We start from the raw sequence: 17,532 nt of genomic DNA, 5'->3' as shown, positions 1-17,532 counted from the left end.
CGGGCCTCACATGCTCCGCATTCGCACGTAGCGCTTGATGTCCGGAATTGAACGCAGGCCGACGACGGCTGCTGCCAGGCCTGCGGCCAGCAAGAGCACGACTGTCATGATGCCCAGAGCTTTCATGGTGATGGTTCCTTTCCGTTGTCCGGGGCCGGCGCCGCGGTGAGCGGGACGAGTTCCTCGGGGGCGAAATACAGATACCGTCCGTACCACTCCTGCAGTTCGGCGGCGGGGTCGGCCTCGAGGACCACCGCGATGTGCGTTCCGCCGTCGACGTCGAAGTGGACTCCGGTGACACGCCCCGACTTGCCGGCGAAGAAGAGGTCCTGGGCGTCGGCGCGGCGCAGCGGGACAACCCGCACCCTGCTGCCGCGTGAGATCGGGACGCCGTTGATGAAGACGGTGTCCGATCCCGGATCCACGGCGGCGTCCCGGGCCGGATCCCACCACGGCGTGCCGGCACCGGTGTCAGCGTCGGTACCTGATTCGGCGTCGCCCGGAACCGAGAATTCCGGAACCGAGAACTCCGGATAGGCCGGGACCGCGGGGCCGGGGAAGCCGTCGCCTCCGATGCTCCCGGGTCCACGGGGCGCACCGGCGTTCGGGTTCCGCAGGATGCCGTGCAACTGCTGGAGCTCCTCTGCCGTCATGTTTTCGCAGCGTTCGATGATCGCCGCGGCCCGGGCATCGGTTGACCGGGCCTCCGCCTTTTCCGCATCGGTCAGGGTGAGCACCCGCAAGGTCAGGATTTCATCGATCTCCGTCGCGTCGAACAGTTCCACGGTGCTTTCCGGTGCCACCGCCGGATGGTCATAGAGGATGATCGGGGACAGGAGCAGGACATCGCGCTGCCCCTCGGGGCCGGCGAGCACCGGCCAGCAGCGGTGCTGGCTGCACGAAGCCGCCGCCGCTGCTGCCCATTCCGGCGGATCGATCACCGACAGGAAATCGGCATCGTGGACGGCGAGCAGGACATGGGCTCCGATGAACGAGTACTCGATGGCGGAACGCGTGTCGGTGGCGGCGGCCGCCGCGTTCTCCACCGTGACCCTGAGCCGCCACAGCGGCCCGTGGGCCGGCCCGGCCGCGGCGCCGGCCTGGGCGGCCTGCCCCGGCGCCGCCACTTGCGCCGCCAGCAGGCGCACCTCGCCACGAAGCTCCCGCCGCCGGCGCACAAGCCGGCCGGCAATGGCGCCGGCGGGATCCAGCACGGGCTCGACGTCCTCGTTCGCCGGCACTTTCACCGGCGCGCACACGCCCGCGGCAAGCTGGCCGAGGCTGTACGGCCCGAGGGTGATCTCCTGATCCGTTGCCTCGTCCCAGCTAAGCCACCGGGAAGCGCCGACGGTGAGTTCGTCGACGGGCGTGAAACCGCCGGCATCCGCGCGTTCGGCGGAACGGCTCTGGAGGTGCAGGAAGCGCAGGTGCACGTCGACCCGGGCCGCGGGTCCCGGCTCGAGGAGGCAATCCGCTGCCATGTCCGGCTCTTCGCCGGCACCGGATTCAGCCGCGCCCGGCGGCCCGAGCACGCCGAACTGCCAGCGGGCCTGGTTCTTGGCGGACGAGGCGCGGTAGGGGTACAGGAGGTACCCCTCGTAGAGGACAGCGTCGGCGACGGCGCGGGCCAGGCTGAGTCCGGTGTTCACGGCACCGGGTCACCCGCCCCGGCCAGCAGCCCCTCGATGGCGGCCTCCCAGGAAATCAAGCCGTGGACCGCCTTGTACCTGGCCAGGGCCGCGAGGACGTCGCGGTCCAGGCGGATCCATCCCTGGTTCGGGAAGAACGCGTCCATCAGCGAGCGCCAGGCCGCCACGGGCAGGGCGTACCGAGTTTCCCGGTCCCAGGGAATCTGCTCGACGCCGAAGCCCGCCGCGCCGCGCGTGAAGACCGTCCCGGAGAAGAGGAACTCCAGCGGGACCGTCCCGTCCCGCAGGGAGTTCAGGTATTTTGCCGCTGCGACGTCGAAGTCGAACGTGCAGGGCAGCGGCAGGTCAACGTCGGCACTGTCCGCAAATCCCTGGACCAGGACGCCGCTGTGCATCCAGATGAAGGGCTTGAGCGTGGTGGGCCACCGTCCGCGGGTGCCGAAGAGTTCCAGCAGCCCGGTTTCCTCGTCGGCGTTGTAGCCGCGGCGCTGGGCCAGGATCCGCACCTGGCACCGCAGGGCCATGGCATGGACGGCGGCGCCGCTTTTCTCCTGGATCCGCAGGCGGGCGGTCAGCTGGGGTGCGGCCGCGTAGGGCTCCGGGGCGATGTCCAGCACACTGAAATCGAGCTCAACCATGGCGTCCCTCCAGATCTGCCGCGGGGGCGCCGGGCCTGCTGCGGCGGCTGATCCGGTCGAAGAATCCCGCGAGCTCCTGGCGGGACTCCTGGCCGCCGTCGAAGCCCTTCCATACCCGCCGCAGGCGGCCCACCAGTTCGTAGCACGCATCGATGGGGACCAGGTGGCAGTCCGCCCGGTCCCGGTCGGGGCCGGGGGCGCGGATCAGCAGGGCTTCCGTGTCGGGTGCGAGCACGGTGATGGCCGGGTTGGCCGCCTCGACCGACGCCCAGGCAGCCAGGGGAAGTTCGGACTCCGTGGCGCCCGCGGGGCTCGGGTAGAAAGCGGCCGTCCGGCCCAGAGCTGAGTTAAAGAAGAAGAATGCCAGCCCCACCGGGATTTCCAGCTCGTCCCACTGGGCCTGGCCGAGCTCGAAGGGCTCGAACGAGAGGTAGCGGTCAGGGACGGAGCGGTAACGCAGATGGGCCGACGAGTCCGTGAACAGCAGATAGCAGGGCCGGCACGTGCACAGCAGGGAGCGGCTCTCCAGATCCACCACGTGCTGGTGGGCGTCCGGGATGGGCTCCGCGCACATCTCGCAGCGCTCGCCGGCGGGCTGGGCCGGGCGGGTGGACGCTATCCGGCGGAGCACGGCGAGCGCCGACGCGCTGTTTCCGGCCCTGTTGTTTCCGGCGCTGCCGGCCGGCTGACTCCCGGTTCCCGGCGTCGCCGTCATGCCCTGCTCCGTTCCCGGGCCGCGGAATTCATGTGCCGGCACCTCACAGCGGGTCCGCGGTGGTGGGGACGGCCACGGAGGGAACCCCGTCGCGGAGCAGCAGCGGGAGGGGATCAAGGTGCAGCGCCTTGTCCTCGAGGCAGGCCCCGGCCTTCCGGACGTCGAAGTGGCTGCGGCAGTGCGGGCAGCGCAACAGCCCCCCGCCCACCGGGGCAGCCAGAGCCCGCTGCAGCGAGGCGCCCGGCATGGAGTGGGTGCACCGCGGGCAGCGGTCCACAAACGCGTAGACGTCCGGGCCGATCCGGCACGTGATTACCTCCACACCCGCCACCAGGAAGCCTGCCACGGCTCCGGACTCCAGCTCAGCGAGGGCCGGGACCGCCTGCCACGTGCCTGAGGCCGGCGTGCCGGCGTCGGGGACCGCCCAGTCCGGCGCGGCACTGCGAATGCCGCCGTCGGGCGGGCCGCCCAACCCGTCCAGCCGCGAGCGCAGGGCGCCGACCGGGATGAGGGCGGGAACGGCGGCGGGAGCCGCCTCCTCCACTTCGATGCCGGTCACCTCGGGCGCCGCAGATTCGATCGCGTCCTCGACGGCGAGCTTGAGCGTCACCGACGACGACGGACAGCCCTGGCAACTGCCCAGCAGCCTCAGCCGGACGACGCCTTCTTCGCTGATATCGAGCAGTTCCACATCCCCGCCGTGCGAGCCGAGGTAGGGCCGGACCGAGTCCAGGGCACCGGCGACCCTGCCGGGCAGGTCCACGGGGTGCAGCCCGTGGATCAGGAGCAGGCCTGACACCAACGGGTCGGAGGTGAGGGCGGAAACCGTTCCGGGCCCGAGCGCACCCTGCGAATCGAGCACGTGCAGGATCCGCTCCAGCCCGGCACCGTAGAGTTCCGTCACCTGCCGGACCAGTTCCTCCGCCCGGTCCCGGGCCACCGGACCGCCGGAGCCCAGTGCGTCCAGGAGGGAACTGATCCGTTCACCGGCCGAGCCCAACAGATTCTCCCGGTCCATGGCGGGCTACTCACCGGTGAGCGACTGTGTGGGGGAGTGCAGCAAGTCCAGCGTCTGCCCGTCGCCGAGATACATGTGGACGCCGCACGGCAGGCAGGGGTCGAAGCTGCGGACGGTGCGCATGATGTCGATGCCCTTGAAATGATCGCGGTCGTTCTCCTCGAAGATGGGCTGGCCCTGCACCGCGTCCTCATACGGGCCCGGTGTTCCCTCGGAGTCGCGCGGGCTGGCGTTCCAGGGCGTCGGCGGATAGGGATGGTAGTTGGCGATCTTGCCGTCGCGGATCACCATGTGGTGCGAGAGCACGCCGCGGACGGCTTCGGTGAAGCCGCAGCTGATGGCTTCCTCCGGCACCTCGAAGGACTCCCACGTCTTGGTGCGGCCGGCCCGGATTTCCTCGAGCGCCTTTTCGGCGAAGTGCAGGGCGGCGGCCGCCGCGTAGGCCTGGAAATAGGTCCGGGCGCGGTTCCGCTCCAGCGTGTTGCTCCACTGCGGGATCTTCCATTCCAGGGTCACCGGGCCCTTCAGCGCAGTCTTGGGGAGCTCGATCTGGACGCTGCTGCCCGTTGACTTGAGGTAGCCGGTGTCGACGAAGCCGGCAAGGGCGGTCGACCAGAGCCGGGCCAGCGGGCCGCCGCCGGTATCCAGCGCCAGGTTGCTTTCGCCGTCATTCCACCGCGGTGACATCACCCAGCTGTACTTGTCCTCGAGGTCGCGCTTCTGCGGCCGCGGGTTGGTGTGCTGGTTCCAGGGGTGCCGGCGGTCCACCGGGTTGCCCAGCGGATCGCGGGTGACGAACATTTCCTGGTCGCCCCAGTCCTCGTAGTAGGACGAGCCCAGCATGATCCGGATCCCCAGGTTGATGCGCACCAAGTCCGTGGTCACGAGTTTGCCGTCCACCACGACGCCGGGGGTGACGAACATCTTCCGGCCCCACTCCGTCATGTCCTTGTAGGCGAAATTGCAGAACTCCGGGTCCTGGAAGGACCCCCAGCAGCCCAGCAGGGTGCGCCGCAGCCCGACCTGCTCGTACCCTGGCAGGGCCGCATAGAAGAAGTCGAAGAGGTCATCGTGCATCGGCACGACCTTCTTCATGAACTCCACGTACCGCATGAGCCTGGTGATGTAGTCCGTCATCAGCTGGATCGTCGCCACGGTGCCCACGCCGCCGGGGTAAAGCGTGGAGGGATGGACATGCCGGCCCTCCATCAGGCAGAACATTTCCCGGGTCATCCGGCTCACCTGCAGCGCCTCGCGGTAGAACTCCCCGGTAAACGGGTTCAGCGAGCGCATGATGTCCGCGATCGTGCGGTATCCGTGCTCAGCGGCGTGCGGGGCCGGCGTGTTCTCGGCTTTGGCCAGCACCGACGGGTTGGTTTCGGAGACCATCTTCTCGCAGTAGTCCACGCCGACCAGGTTCTCCTGGAAGATGTTGTGGTCGAACATGTACTCGGCGGCCTCGCCCAGGTTGACGATCCATTCGCCCAAGTGGGGCGGCTTCACGCCGTAGGCCATGTTCTGCGCGTAACAGGAACAGGTGGCATGGTTGTCGCCACAGATTCCGCAGATCCGGCTCGTGATGAAGTGCGCGTCCCGGGGGTCCTTGCCGCGCATGAAGATGGAATAGCCGCGGAAAATCGAGGACGTGCTGTGGCATTCCACCACTTGGTTGTTCTTGAAATCGACCTTGGTGTAGATGCCGAGGCTGCCGACGATCCTTGTGATCGGGTCCCAGGCCATCTCCACCAGGTTCTCGCCCGCGGTACCGTCCGCCGAGGGCATCGGAATCGTCGAAGTCATTGCATTGCCTCTCTGCCTAGCGTCCCTACCAGGTCCGCTTGGCGCCGGTCAGCAGATCATTACCGGGTTTGCGCCAGCGGGGTTCCTGGTCCAGCGTGTGCTTCGTGATGTTCCGCAGTGTCCTGATGGTCTTGCCGTACGGCATGACCGACGCGGTCGACAGCTTGCCGCCGGGAGGTTCGTCCATGAACGGCATGAATTTGTCCGGGAAGCCCGGCATTGTGCAGCCGATGCAGATGCCGCCTACGTTGGGGCAGCCGCCGATTCCGTTCATCCAGCCGCGTTTGGGCACGTTGCACTTGACCACCGGTCCCCAGCAGCCGAGCTTGACGATGCACTTCGGGGACCCGTATTCGGTGGCGAAGTCGCCCTGTTCGTAGTACCCCGCGCGGTCGCATCCCTCGTGCACCGTCTGGCCAAACAGCCAGGTCGGCCGGAGCGCCTCATCCAGGGGAATCATGGGGGCCTGTCCGGTGGCCTGATACAGCAGGTACGTCATGGTTTCGGAAAGGTTGTCCGGCTGGATGGGGCAGCCCGGGACGCACACGATCGGGATCCCGGCTTTGGAGCGCCAGTCATACCCGAGATAGTCGGGCACCCCCATGGCGCCGGTAGGGTTTCCGGCCATGGCATGGATGCCGCCGTAGGTCGCACAGGTCCCGGCGGCGATGATCGCCGTCGCCTTGGGCGCCAGCCGGTCCAGCCACTCGCTGGTGGTGATCGGCTGTCCGGTGTCGAGGTTGTTGCCGAAGGCCGCCCAGTAGCCGCCCGCGGCGTGCAGCTTTTCATTCGGGATGGACCCCTCCACCACCAGCACAAACGGCTCCAGCTCGCCGCGGTCCGCCTTGCGGAACCACTCGAGGAAGTCGTCGGCGCCTTGCTGCGGGCCGCATTCGAAGTCGATCAGCGGCCAGTGCATGGCAATCTTGGGTAGTCCGGGAAGTGCCCCAAGGGCTATCTCCTCGACGCTTGGCTGGGTTGCCGCCGTCAGGGCCACGGAGTCACCGTCGCAACTGAGTCCGGCATTGATCCACAGGACGTGGATCAAGGTTTCTTCCGCTTTCAATGCAGTAGCTGTAGGCATCGTTGCCTCCTTCGGAGCCCGCCCTGTGGCCGCGGCTCGAATGTTGCGTCAACGGTCAAACGCGTAGTCCGCCAGAGCGCGGCGCACTCCCGGCGGCAGCCGCCGCCGGGTGGGGATTCTTCCGGATCCACTCCAGCCAGCCGTCCATGCCGTCGCCGGTGGTAGCTGACAGGGTCAGGACGTCGACGCCGGGATTGAGCAGACGCGCCTGGCGCACGCAACGTTCGACGTCGAACTCCACATAGGGGAGCAGGTCTGCTTTGTTGATGATTACCAGGTCGGCAGCCAGGAACATGTGGGGGTATTTCTGCGGTTTGTCATCGCCCTCCGTAACTGAGATCACGACGACCCGGGCCGATTCGCCGAGGTCGAACAATGCCGGGCACACCAGGTTGCCCACGTTTTCGATGAAGAGTGTCGATCCGGGGACCGGATCCAGCGCGCCCAGCGCCCGCTGCAGCATCCCGGCATCCAGGTGGCAGCCTGCCCCGGTGTTGATTTGGATCACCGGCCGCCCGGTGGACCGGATCCGGTCGGCGTCCAGCGAGGTCTCCTGGTCCCCTTCGATCACTCCAATGTCCAGCTCACCGGCAAGTTCCCTGATGGTCCGGACCAGGAGCGTGGTCTTGCCGGCCCCTGGGGAACTCATGACGTTGAAGGCCTGGATGCCGCGTCCTTCCAGCCAACCCCGGTTCCGTGCGGCCAGGAGGTCGTTCTTGGCGAGCAGGTTCTCCTCCAGGGAGATGAGGGTCCGTCCCTCCGCCGCGGGGCTGTGCCCGGCGCCGGCTGTCCCGGGCGATTGGGGATGCGGATGGCCGTGATCGTGGTCGTGATCGTGGGGATGGCCGTGATCGTGCGGATGCGGGTGCGGATGTTCGTGCGGGGCCGCAGCAGCGGGCAAGATGTCGTGCACAGTGCCGTCGAGGTCCGAAACCCTGGTGCCGGCGTCGTCGCCGCATCCGCACGTCGCACACATGTCTACGCAACCTCCACCGAGGTGACCAGGAGTTCCCGGCCACTGACGACTTCGACATCGGCACTGCCGCAGGGGCAGAGCAGAAACATGTCCTCAAGGACGAACTCGTCGCGGCAGCTGCGGCATCTGGCCCGGCCCTCGGATTCATCGATCGTCAGGGTTGCCCCGGCCAGCGGCGTGTCAGCTGAAACGACTTCGAAGCAAAAGCGCACGGCGTCCGGGAGGACGCCGCTCAAGGGTCCGATCCGCAGGTTGACGCCCGTCACGGAGCGGCCACCGGTCCGGTCCAGGACCGCCTCCACAAGACTTTGCGTGATCGAAAGTTCGTGCATGAGCCGCTGCCACCTCGTCGTTTCAATGTAGGCCTGCGGGGTCCAAACTTCAATATCTCCGGGGCCGCCGGAGCGCGGGCCCGCCTGCCTGCTTCAGCCCCCCGCTGCGCGCCTGCGGGCCTCCGTCCCTGCGCGCCTGCGGGCTTCGCCCTTGGCGTCCCCCCCGGGCGTGCCTGCCGGCACGCCCGGGACGCCGTGACAGCCCGGTAGCAACCTTCGACTTCAACCCGAACGTCAAGGCACAGCCTCCGGCGCAGTGTCAAGGTCCGGCGAATACCGTGTCGGGCGCTGTAACCTTGGGAGGAACGCGCTGGGCTCCGGGAGCCCGGAAGCGGCACAATGAAGCACGACAATCACCGTCATCGAAAGTGTGGATAGATACGTGAGCAGCGAACAGGGTTCAGCAACTCTGGAAGGCACCGAACTCGATCTGGAAGACGCCGTCATGGGCCCCACCGGGCGGCCCCAACGCGACTTTCCGGAGCCCGCGCCGCTGTCCTCCCATGGTCCTGCGCGGGTCATCGCCATGGTGAACCAGAAGGGCGGGGTCGGCAAAACCACGTCCACGATCAACCTCGCCGCAGCCCTGGCCGAATACGGCCGCCGCGTGCTCCTGGTCGACTTCGATCCGCAGGGCGCCCTGTCCGCCGGCCTGGGCACCAACCCGCACGAGCTCGACCTCACCGTGTACAACGTGCTGATGGACCGCAAGGTGGACATCCGCGACGCCATCCAGAAGACCGGCGTGGAAAACGTGGATCTGCTCCCGGCCAACATCGACCTCTCCGCCGCCGAGGTACAGCTGGTCAACGAAGTGGCCCGCGAACAGGTGCTGGACCGGGCCCTGAAAAAGGTCGAGGACGACTACGACGTCGTCCTGATCGATTGCCAGCCCTCGCTCGGCCTGCTCACCGTCAACGCGCTGACCGCCGCCCATGGCGTCATCATCCCGCTGATCTGTGAATTCTTTGCCCTGCGCGCCGTGGCGTTGCTCGTGGAAACCATCGACAAGGTCCAGGACCGCCTCAACCCGCGCCTGCAGGTCGACGGCGTGCTCGCCACGATGTACGACGCCCGGACCCTGCATAGCCGCGAGGTGATCGCCCGTCTGGTGGAGGCCTTTGGCGACAAGGTCTTCGAAACCGTCATCAAGCGCTCGATCAAATTTGCCGACGCCACGGTCGCGGCCGAGCCCATCACTACCTACGCGGGCAACCACGTCGGTGCCGACGCCTACCGCCGCCTGGCCAAAGAGCTGATCTCGCGCGGCGGCGCGCCCTAGCCAGGATCGTGGCAGGCGCCTTTTCTCCGCCAGCGAATCTCGACATGCCTGCGGAGCTCGACACACGCGCGGAATCCGCGCGGGCCGCGGGGCCGGAGGACCCAGCAGAACCGCGCGTCAAAAAGCCCGGATTCGAAGTGCGGCTGGCCAACTTCACCGGCCCGTTCGACCTCCTGCTCGGCCTGATCTCCAAGCACCAGCTGGACATCACCGAGGTGGCGCTGTCCACGGTCACTGACGAATTCATCAAGTACATCAGGGGCCTGCAGCAGCTGGGGGAGGAGTGGGCCCTGGATGAGGCCAGCGAATTCCTGGTGATTGCGGCCACCCTCCTGGACCTCAAAGCGGCCCGGCTGCTGCCCGCGGGCGAGGTTGAGGACGATGAGGACATTGCCCTGCTGGAGGCCCGGGACCTCCTGTTCGCCCGGCTGCTGCAGTACAAGGCCTTCAAGCAGGTGGCCGGCATGATCGGCTCCTCGCTCGAGCTTGAGGCCCGGCGCTATCCCCGGCAGGTTGCCCTTGAGGGGCACTTCGCTGCCCTGCTTCCGGAACTGCTGTGGCGGCACACCCCTGCCCAGTTCGCCTCATTGGCCGAGGCGGCCCTCAAACCCAAGGAGGCAGCCCCCACCGAAGTAGGCCTCGCGCACCTGCACGGCGCGCCCGTCAGCGTCAAGGAACAGGCCGAGCTGCTGGGGAACCGGCTGCGGCTGGGCACGCCGCTGAGCTTCCGGGCCCTGATCGCCGACGCCGAATCCACGCTGGTGGTGGTGGCGCGGTTCCTGGCGCTGCTGGAGCTGTTCCGCGACCGGGCGGTGGGCTTTGACCAGCTGCTGCCGCTGGGGGAGCTGACGGTGCACTGGACGGCCGATACCCAGGGGTGGAGCAGCGAAAACCTGAGTGAAGAATATGAGGACCAACCGTGAACGAACGACTCCCCGACGCTGCCCGCGAGGGCGGGCCGGACGCTGGGCCGGACGTCGCGAGCCTGCCAGGGGGCGCCCGCGCGGCCCTCGAGGCCGTCCTGATGGTGATCGATGAACCGGCCACCGCCCCGGCCCTGGCAGCCGGGCTGAATCTGACGGTCGACGTCGTCGAGACCCTGCTGGCTGAACTGCAGCGGGAGTATAACGGCTATACTGTTAATGCCCCGGATGCGGACGTCACCAGCCAGAGCCGTAAAAACAGCAGTACCAACGGTGGCAACAATGGCGGCAGCAGTGCCGCCCCCCGGGGTTTTGAATTGCGGAATATCGCCGGAGGCTGGCGGATCTATTCCCGCGCGGAGTTCGCCGAGATCGTTGGCGGATTCGTGCTGGAAGGCCAGACAGCCAGGCTGACGCAGGCGGCGCTCGAAACGCTCGCCGTCATCGCATACCGCCAGCCCGTATCAAGGGCGCGGGTGTCTGCAATTCGAGGAGTCAACGTTGACTCTGTCGTGCGGACGCTGACGCAGCGGGGGCTGATTGAGGATTCGGGAACAGAACCCGAATCCGGAGCAATCCTGTACCGCACGACATCGTATTTCCTTGAGCGGATGGGAATCGGCTCTGTGGCTGAATTGCCACAGCTTTCCCCCCACCTTCCTGGACTGGAAGGCATCGAGGAATACTACGACGCAGGAAGAATGTAAGCAGTATTTAATGCAGAATCTGTGCAGGCGCAACGTCTGCACGAGAGTATCCACCGGGCAGAACCATTTGCCCGGCCGGCGGGTGTTGTCGGGAGACAGCGGCCGCGGGCCACCAACGTAAGGACGGGTCATGACACAGGCGGGACGCCAGGGTTCACCACGTAACAGTTCGGGACGCAACAGTGCCGGACAAAGCTATTCCGGCCAAAAGCCGGCGCAAGGCGGTTCAGGCCGCGGCGCACAGGGCGGCGCAGGCCGCAGCTCCCAGGGCGGCGCCGGCCGCAGCGGCGGGGCCGGCTACAAGGGCGGCGGAGACCGCCCCTTCAAGCACCCCAAGCCTCGCGAAGAGGCCTTCATCGATCCGGACCTGCAGGGTCCCGACGGCGCGCCGTCGACTGCCCGCCCGGCTTCCGCTGACTGGAAGTCGAAAGCGCCCTCCGGCAAGGAGGCAGCCCGCAAGGCAGCCGCCCGCAAGCCCGGCTTCGGCAAGGCTCCCGGCACTCCCGGCGCCCTCAAGCCCAAGCCGCGCGTCGGCGCCGGAGCGGCCAAGGCCACCGGTTCCCGCGCCTTCGGCAGTGAACGCTTCGGCCAGAACCTCGGGCCCGTGCGCAAGCCGGCCCGCAAGCGCGGACCCCGCGCCGAGGTGCCGCAGTCTGAGCTGCACGACGCCGACGGCACCCGCCTCCAGAAGGTCATGGCTTCCGCCGGCGTCGCCTCTCGGCGGGTCTGCGAGGAAATGATCGCCGAGGGCCGCGTCGAGGTCGACGGCCAGGTGGTCACCGAACTCGGCGTGCGCGTCGACCCGAAGACGGCAGTGATCCACGTCGACGGACTGCGCATCCAGCTGGACGAGAACATGGTCTACATGGTCTTCAACAAGCCCAAGGGCGTTGTCTCCACCATGGAGGACCCGGACGGCCGCCCGTGCATCAGCGACTTTGTCCGCAACCACCACGGCGAACGCCTCTTCCACGTGGGCCGACTTGACGTCGCCACCGAAGGGCTGCTGCTGCTGACCAACGACGGCGAGCTCGCCAACCGCCTGACGCACCCGTCCTATGAAGTGCCCAAGACCTACCTTGTGCAGGTCCGCGGGCCCTTCCCGCAGGGCGTGGGCGCCGAACTCAAGGGCGGCGTCGAACTCGAGGACGGCATCGCCTCGGTGGACTCCTTCAAACTCGTCGACTCGACCCCGGGCCACGTGCTGATCGAGGTCGTGCTGCACTCGGGCAAGAACCGGATCGTCCGGCGCATGTTCGACGCCGTCGGCTTCCCCGTGCTGCGCCTGGTACGCGTCAAGGTCGGCCCCATCGGGCTCGGCGACCAGCGCCAGGGCAGCATCCGCAACCTCGGCAAGCAGGAAGTCGGCCACCTGCTGGCCTCCGTGGGGTTGTAAGCATGTCCGCCTTCCGCACGCACGGCCGCGGCCACCTGAACGGCCCGGTGCTCGTCCTGGGCTCCGGGCTTCTGGGCACCAGCATCGGGCTGGGGCTGCGGGGGCGGGGCGTCCCCGTGTTCCTCTCGGATCCCTCGCCGACCAACCAGGCCGTCGCCGTCGACATCGGCGCCGGCCTGCCACTGGCGCGCCTCGAGGGGGAGGCGCCGGAGCTCGTCGTCGTGGCCGCGCCGCCGGATGTCACGGCGGACGTCGTTGCCACAGCGCTCCAGGATTACCCGCACGCCGTCGTGGTGGACATCGCGAGCGTGAAGGCACAGATCCTGGCCGATCTCCGCAGCCGCGGCGCGGACCTGGGCCGCTACGTGGGGACCCACCCCATGGCCGGGCGCGAGAAATCGGGCCCGGTCGCCGCCCGCGGCGAGCTGTTCACCTCCATGCCGTGGGTCGTGTGCCCGGCGGAAGAGACACTGCCTGAGTCCCTGCGGGTGGCGCGTGCGCTGGCCGGCGATCTCGGCGCCGTCGTGTCCGAATTCGCTGCCGACGAACACGACGCAGCCGTGGCGCTCGTCTCACACCTGCCGCAGGTGATGTCCTCGCTCGTGGCCAGCCGCCTGCAGGGCACACCCCTGCACGCCCTGTCCCTGGCCGGCAACGGGCTGCGGGATGTCACCCGGATCGCCGCAAGCGATCCCACGCTCTGGGTCCAGATCCTGGGCGCGAACGCGGAAAAAGTGGTGGAAATCCTGCACGGAGTCCGCGAGGACCTCAACCGGCTGATCGGCACCCTGGAGGCACCGGCCGCTCCCGGCGCCCGGCTGGACCTTGCCCAGCTGATCAGCGAAGGCAATGCCGGCCAGTCCCGGATCCCGGGCAAGCACGGCGGGCCCCCGCAGGCATACTCGTGGCTGACGGTGCTGGTGGATGACACACCCGGACAGATCGCCAAGCTGCTGACCGAGATTGGCGAGATCGGCGTCAACGTCGAAGACCTCCGCCTCGACCACTCTTCGGGGCAGAATGTGGGCATGGTGGAAATTTCCGTCCTGCCCAACAAGCACGACCTTTTGATAGCAGCCCTCAACGACCGTGGATGGCGGGTACTCCAGTAATGACCCAGGAACTCATTGAGACAGTGGACGTAGTCCGCCCCGGAAAAAGCCTTGTGGTTGCCATCGACGGCCCCTCCGGCTCCGGCAAATCCAGCGTGAGCAAAGAGGTGGCCCGCCGGCTGAAACTGGCCTACCTCGACACCGGCGCGATGTACCGCGCCCTGACATGGTTCTGCCTGCAGAGCGGCACAGACCTGGACGACGGGGCCGCCGTCGAGACCGCCGCAGAGACCCTGCCGCTGGAAATCAGCACGAGCCCGCAGGAAGAGTACGTCCGCGTCGGCGGGCACGATGTCACTCTCGCCATCCGTGAACCCGCCATTTCCGCGGCAGTCAGCGCCGTCGCCACCACGCTGGGCGCGCGGACTGAACTGATCCGCCGGCAGCGCGAGCTGATCGAAAAGCACCACCGCCGCATGGTGGTCGAAGGCCGGGACATCACCACCGTCGTCGCGCCCCATGCCGAGGTGCGGATGTTGCTGACCGCCAGCGAGGAAGCCCGGCTGCGCCGCCGCGGCATCCAGTTGGGCGGCAGCCAGAATGCCGAGCAGCTGGCAGCCCAGGTCACGCACCGCGATGCCAAGGACTCCACCGTGGTGAACTTCACCACGGCCGCCGACGGCGTCGTGACCCTGGACTCCTCCGACCTGGACTTTGACGAGACGGTCCAGGCCGCCCTCGACATCGTGGACACCGTGGTCAACCATTCTCCTGTTCCGCTCCGGGCCGTCCACGGTGACTGAGGGGCGCGCCGGACTGCCGGGGACAGCGCCCGCCTCCCTGCCCGGCCAGTGGACGACGGCGTGGAGCCGGCCCGTGGGCTGGCTCCTGGACCACCTCGTCTACCGCACCTCGGTCAGCGGACGCTCCAACGTCCCGGCGGCCGGTCCCGTGATTTTCGCGGGAAACCACATCAGCTTCCTGGACGGGCCCGTCATGTTCGGCGCCTCGCCCCGGCCCATGCACATCCTCGTAAAGCAGGAGATGTTCACCGGGTTCCTCGGCCGCGTCCTGGCGGCGGCGGGCCAGGTGCCCGTCGACCGCCGCGGTGGCCGTGCGGCGCTGGCCACGGCCCGAAGCCTGCTCGACGCCGGACGGTGCGTCGGGATTCTTCCCGAAGGCACGCGGGGGAGCGGTGAGGCCGCCGCGATCAACAACGGCGTCGCCTGGCTGGCGCTTAACTCCCGCGCCACGGTGGTTCCCGTGGCCATCCTGGGCACAAGAATCGGCGGCGAACACCTGGACACGGTGCCCGCACCGCGCCGGCGCCTGCACGTCAGCTTCGGCGGGGCCATCAACGTCAGCCGCAGGCCCGGCGAGAGCGGGCGTGTTTCAATGGACAGGGCGGGAACCGAAATCCGGGCCGCATTAGCGCGCCATGTCCAGGACTCAGTACTAAGGACCGGGCAGCCCCTGCCCCACGCGGAATCCCCGCATGAACGACATGTTGCAGTAGCCGGGACGCCGGCAGATCACCACCTAAGGAAAGTGCAATGAGCGATACGACTCAAACCTCCGGCAATTTTGGCGCCGGCGAAGACGAATACACGCCCACCGGCACCGACCAGGTGGCTGAAAACCTTGCCGCCCTGGACGATGACGAAGCGGAACTCCGCGCGGCCTCGCTGCGTGCCGGGCTGGACGACTACGAGCTCGACGAAGACGACGCGGCCCTGCTGAGCGGCCACTTCGACGATGAGGACTTTGACGGCCCGGTCAAGCTGGACCCGGTCCTGGCCATCATCGGACGGCCCAACGTGGGCAAATCCACCCTGGTCAACAGGATCCTGGGCCGCCGCGAGGCAGTGGTCGAGGACACCCCCGGCGTCACCCGCGACCGTGTCATGTACTCGGCAAACTGGAACGGCCGCAACTTCACCGTCGTGGACACCGGCGGGTGGGAGCACGATGCCCGCGGCATCCACGCCCGTGTGGCGGAGCAGGCCGAGATGGCCGTGGAACTTGCCGACGCCGTCCTGTTCGTCGTCGATTCCGCCGTGGGCGCGACCGCGACCGACGAAGGCGTCATGAAGATGCTGCGCAAGTCGAAGAAGCCGGTCATCATGGTGGCCAACAAGGTGGACGACTTCGCCCAGGAAGCCGACTCGGCCACCCTCTGGGGCCTGGGCTTCGGCGAACCGTACCCCGTCTCGGCCCTGCACGGCCGCGGCGTGGCGGACCTCCTGGACCACGTCATGGACACCCTCCCGGAGTACTCCCTGATTGAAGGCCTCGAGCGCTCTGGCGGCCCCCGCCGCATCGCCCTGATCGGCCGCCCGAACGTCGGCAAGTCATCGCTGCTGAACAAGCTCGCCGGTTCCGAGCGCGTGGTGGTGGACAACACCGCCGGCACCACCCGCGACCCGGTCGATGAATTCATCGAACTCGGCGGACGCACGTGGCGCTTCGTGGACACCGCCGGCATCCGGCGCCGCCAGCACATGGCCCAGGGCGCGGACTTCTACGCCTCCCTGCGCACGCAGAGCGCGCTCGAAAAGGCCGAGGTCGCCGTCGTGCTCCTGGCCGTGGACGAAGTGCTCAGCGAGCAGGACGTCCGCATCCTGCAGCTCGCCGTTGAATCCGGCCGCGCCCTGGTGCTGGCCTTCAACAAATGGGACCTCCTCGACGACGAGCGCCGCCGCTACCTGGAACGCGAAATCGAGCAGGACCTGGCACACGTGGCCTGGGCACCGCGCGTGAACATCTCGGCCAAGACCGGCTGGCACAAAGACCGGCTCGTCCCGGCCCTGGACACCGCCCTGGAAAGCTGGGACAAGCGCATCCCCACCGGACGCCTCAACGCGTTCCTGGGCGAACTTGTCGCAGCGCACCCGCACCCGGTCCGCGGCGGCAAGCAGCCCCGTATCCTGTTCGGCACCCAGGCCTCGAGCCGGCCGCCGAAGTTCGTCCTCTTCACCACCGGATTCCTGGATCCGGGATACCGCCGCTTCATCACCCGACGCCTCCGGGAGACCTTCGGCTTCGAGGGCACGCCGATCGAGGTCAACATGCGCGTGCGCGAAAAGCGTGGCAAGAAACGTTAATTCCGACACACCTTGCCGTCACAGCCTGAAATTGTCACAGGCACCCTCCCGGATCGTGTAAGCTTTTGGAGGTGGTTCGGCCGGACTGCTTGGAAGAAAACCTGGAGCGAATCCGGGAAGACTTCCGGGCGGAGAACGGTGGAACCAGCGGGCTGTAGCGCAGCTTGGTAGCGCACTTGACTGGGGGTCAAGGGGTCGCAGGTTCAAATCCTGTCAGCCCGACCAACAGACAACCGCTCCATCACTGGGAATCTTCCTGGAGGTGGGGCGGTTTTTGTTTTGCCTGCGTCTGCACGGACTTCGCGCCTAGCCGGTTGGGGAAACCAAAAAAGTTCCCGCTGGAGGCCAGCCGGTACCTGTCGTGCGAGGTCAGCCCTGAATTGCAGCTAGACTTCGGCAAGCTTGGTTGCGCTAAATTTGGGGGAACTTTGAAAGGCTTTACCTTTGCTGTGCCCATTGCCCTGACTGCGGCTCTGTCCCTAACTCTTACTTCGCTCCTGGCGGGGGCGCTGCCGGCGCAAGGGTACGAACCGCCCGGGGAACGCATCGTTCATCTCCTCGAGACCACATTCGCAGCGGCTCAACTCGAGGGTTCACCCGTCCCCAAGGTGACGGGGGCCGCCGAGGTGGGGTCCAAGCTGACGGCGGATCCGGGTGTCTGGGGTCCTGTCGATGAGGGCAGTTCCGATCCTGTCGGGGTCAGGTTGGACTACCAGTGGTACCGTTCGGGCGTGGCCATCCTCGGGGCGACCGCATCCACTTACGTTCCCGTCGCCAGGGACGTCGCCGGTACCCTCACGGTCCGGGTCACTGGGTTCCGGACCGGCTACACCACTGTGGCCAGGACCTCGGCAGC

General features: G+C 67.6%; 17 protein-coding genes, 1 tRNA gene and 1 pseudogene. 10 read left to right on the top strand and 9 right to left on the bottom strand.

The window, feature by feature from the left end; translation table 11 throughout:
- Positions 1-6: 6 nt before the first annotated feature.
- Genes AC1DRO_RS19795 through AC1DRO_RS19755 form a run of 9 tightly spaced genes read right to left on the bottom strand, consistent with a single transcriptional unit; the run spans position 7 to position 8,212 of the window.
- Positions 7-126, bottom strand: coding sequence for a DUF6893 family small protein (locus AC1DRO_RS19795; RefSeq protein ID WP_018772298.1), 120 nt, complete (start codon positions 124-126; stop codon positions 7-9).
- Positions 123-1,649 (bottom strand): hypothetical protein, encoded by a 1,527-nt coding sequence (locus AC1DRO_RS19790; protein ID WP_476952123.1) that lies wholly within the window; start codon positions 1,647-1,649, stop codon positions 123-125. The genes AC1DRO_RS19795 and AC1DRO_RS19790 overlap by 4 nt, the downstream gene beginning before the upstream one ends.
- A complete protein-coding gene (locus AC1DRO_RS19785) occupies positions 1,646-2,287 on the bottom strand; it encodes a DUF6084 family protein (protein WP_476952122.1) in 642 nt (213 codons plus the stop codon). The genes AC1DRO_RS19790 and AC1DRO_RS19785 overlap by 4 nt, the downstream gene beginning before the upstream one ends.
- Entirely contained in the window at positions 2,280-3,002 is a 723-nt protein-coding gene (locus AC1DRO_RS19780) for a DUF5947 family protein (protein WP_476952121.1), read from the bottom strand. The genes AC1DRO_RS19785 and AC1DRO_RS19780 overlap by 8 nt, the downstream gene beginning before the upstream one ends.
- Positions 3,003-3,045: 43 nt before the next feature.
- On the bottom strand, positions 3,046-4,020 hold the full coding sequence (locus AC1DRO_RS19775) for a NifU family protein (RefSeq protein WP_476952120.1): 975 nt from the start codon (positions 4,018-4,020) through the stop codon (positions 3,046-3,048).
- Positions 4,021-4,026: 6 nt separating this feature from the next.
- The gene (locus tag AC1DRO_RS19770) at positions 4,027-5,820 is read right to left on the bottom strand and encodes a nickel-dependent hydrogenase large subunit (RefSeq protein WP_018772303.1); all 1,794 of its coding nucleotides are present in this window, start codon (positions 5,818-5,820) and stop codon (positions 4,027-4,029) included.
- 25 nt (positions 5,821-5,845) lie between these two features.
- Positions 5,846-6,904, bottom strand: a complete 1,059-nt coding sequence (locus AC1DRO_RS19765; protein ID WP_026538777.1) for an NADH-quinone oxidoreductase subunit B family protein — start codon at positions 6,902-6,904, stop codon at positions 5,846-5,848.
- Positions 6,905-6,959: 55 nt separating this feature from the next.
- On the bottom strand, positions 6,960-7,880 hold the full coding sequence (gene hypB / locus AC1DRO_RS19760; protein ID WP_476952119.1) for a hydrogenase nickel incorporation protein HypB: 921 nt from the start codon (positions 7,878-7,880) through the stop codon (positions 6,960-6,962).
- A 2-nt stretch (positions 7,881-7,882) separates the two neighbouring features.
- On the bottom strand, positions 7,883-8,212 hold the full coding sequence (locus AC1DRO_RS19755) for a hydrogenase maturation nickel metallochaperone HypA/HybF (RefSeq protein WP_028275916.1): 330 nt from the start codon (positions 8,210-8,212) through the stop codon (positions 7,883-7,885).
- Positions 8,213-8,594: 382 nt separating this feature from the next.
- Between AC1DRO_RS19755 and AC1DRO_RS19750 the strand changes: the two genes are divergently transcribed.
- The 10 genes and pseudogenes from AC1DRO_RS19750 to AC1DRO_RS19705 form a co-directional block, all read left to right on the top strand.
- Complete coding sequence (locus tag AC1DRO_RS19750; RefSeq protein WP_476952118.1) at positions 8,595-9,494, top strand: ParA family protein; 900 nt, start codon at positions 8,595-8,597, stop codon at positions 9,492-9,494.
- A 44-nt stretch (positions 9,495-9,538) separates the two neighbouring features.
- Entirely contained in the window at positions 9,539-10,417 is an 879-nt protein-coding gene (locus AC1DRO_RS19745; protein ID WP_476952117.1) for a segregation and condensation protein A, read from the top strand.
- 101 nt (positions 10,418-10,518) lie between these two features.
- Entirely contained in the window at positions 10,519-11,124 is a 606-nt protein-coding gene (gene scpB / locus AC1DRO_RS19740) for an SMC-Scp complex subunit ScpB (RefSeq protein WP_476952147.1), read from the top strand.
- Positions 11,125-11,254: 130 nt separating this feature from the next.
- Positions 11,255-12,520 carry a pseudouridine synthase gene (locus AC1DRO_RS19735; RefSeq protein ID WP_476952116.1) on the top strand — a complete coding sequence of 422 codons (1,266 nt, stop codon included), beginning with the start codon at positions 11,255-11,257 and terminating at the stop codon, positions 12,518-12,520.
- 2 nt (positions 12,521-12,522) lie between these two features.
- Positions 12,523-13,632 (top strand): prephenate dehydrogenase, encoded by a 1,110-nt coding sequence (locus AC1DRO_RS19730; RefSeq protein WP_476952115.1) that lies wholly within the window; start codon positions 12,523-12,525, stop codon positions 13,630-13,632.
- Positions 13,632-14,375 (top strand): (d)CMP kinase, encoded by a 744-nt coding sequence (gene cmk / locus AC1DRO_RS19725; RefSeq protein ID WP_028275911.1) that lies wholly within the window; start codon positions 13,632-13,634, stop codon positions 14,373-14,375. Before AC1DRO_RS19730 ends, cmk begins: the two co-directional genes overlap by 1 nt.
- 73 nt (positions 14,376-14,448) lie before the next feature.
- Positions 14,449-15,129 carry a lysophospholipid acyltransferase family protein gene (locus AC1DRO_RS19720; protein ID WP_476952146.1) on the top strand — a complete coding sequence of 227 codons (681 nt, stop codon included), beginning with the start codon at positions 14,449-14,451 and terminating at the stop codon, positions 15,127-15,129.
- Positions 15,126-16,676 (top strand): ribosome biogenesis GTPase Der, encoded by a 1,551-nt coding sequence (gene der / locus AC1DRO_RS19715; RefSeq protein ID WP_028275909.1) that lies wholly within the window; start codon positions 15,126-15,128, stop codon positions 16,674-16,676. The genes AC1DRO_RS19720 and der overlap by 4 nt, the downstream gene beginning before the upstream one ends.
- A gap of 148 nt (positions 16,677-16,824) precedes the next feature.
- Positions 16,825-16,901 (top strand) — tRNA-Pro (locus AC1DRO_RS19710).
- Between the two features lie 224 nt (positions 16,902-17,125).
- Positions 17,126-17,532: pseudogene (locus tag AC1DRO_RS19705) on the top strand (hypothetical protein); the annotation flags it as partial.

The sequence above is a fragment of the Arthrobacter sp. P4_F11 genome (genome assembly GCF_056401395.1).
This window is presented reverse-complemented; position numbering and strand designations above follow the sequence as displayed.

Bases quoted from the DNA above. Each gene is read 5' to 3' on its own strand.
- AC1DRO_RS19795 (WP_018772298.1), bottom strand. From the start codon at position 126: ATGAAAGCTCTGGGCATCATGACAGTCGTGCTCTTGCTGGCCGCAGGC.
- AC1DRO_RS19770 (WP_018772303.1), bottom strand. From the start codon at position 5,820: ATGACTTCGACGATTCCGATGCCCTCGGCGGACGGTACCGCGGGCGAG.
- AC1DRO_RS19780 (WP_476952121.1), bottom strand. From the start codon at position 3,002: ATGACGGCGACGCCGGGAACCGGGAGTCAGCCGGCCGGCAGCGCCGGA.
- AC1DRO_RS19765 (WP_026538777.1), bottom strand. From the start codon at position 6,904: ATGCCTACAGCTACTGCATTGAAAGCGGAAGAAACCTTGATCCACGTC.
- der (WP_028275909.1), top strand. From the start codon at position 15,126: ATGAGCGATACGACTCAAACCTCCGGCAATTTTGGCGCCGGCGAAGAC.
- AC1DRO_RS19785 (WP_476952122.1), bottom strand. From the start codon at position 2,287: ATGGTTGAGCTCGATTTCAGTGTGCTGGACATCGCCCCGGAGCCCTAC.
- hypB (WP_476952119.1), bottom strand. From the start codon at position 7,880: ATGTGTGCGACGTGCGGATGCGGCGACGACGCCGGCACCAGGGTTTCG.
- cmk (WP_028275911.1), top strand. From the start codon at position 13,632: ATGACCCAGGAACTCATTGAGACAGTGGACGTAGTCCGCCCCGGAAAA.
- AC1DRO_RS19735 (WP_476952116.1), top strand. From the start codon at position 11,255: ATGACACAGGCGGGACGCCAGGGTTCACCACGTAACAGTTCGGGACGC.
- AC1DRO_RS19730 (WP_476952115.1), top strand. From the start codon at position 12,523: ATGTCCGCCTTCCGCACGCACGGCCGCGGCCACCTGAACGGCCCGGTG.
- AC1DRO_RS19745 (WP_476952117.1), top strand. From the start codon at position 9,539: ATGCCTGCGGAGCTCGACACACGCGCGGAATCCGCGCGGGCCGCGGGG.
- AC1DRO_RS19775 (WP_476952120.1), bottom strand. From the start codon at position 4,020: ATGGACCGGGAGAATCTGTTGGGCTCGGCCGGTGAACGGATCAGTTCC.
- AC1DRO_RS19755 (WP_028275916.1), bottom strand. From the start codon at position 8,212: ATGCACGAACTTTCGATCACGCAAAGTCTTGTGGAGGCGGTCCTGGAC.
- scpB (WP_476952147.1), top strand. From the start codon at position 10,519: ATGGTGATCGATGAACCGGCCACCGCCCCGGCCCTGGCAGCCGGGCTG.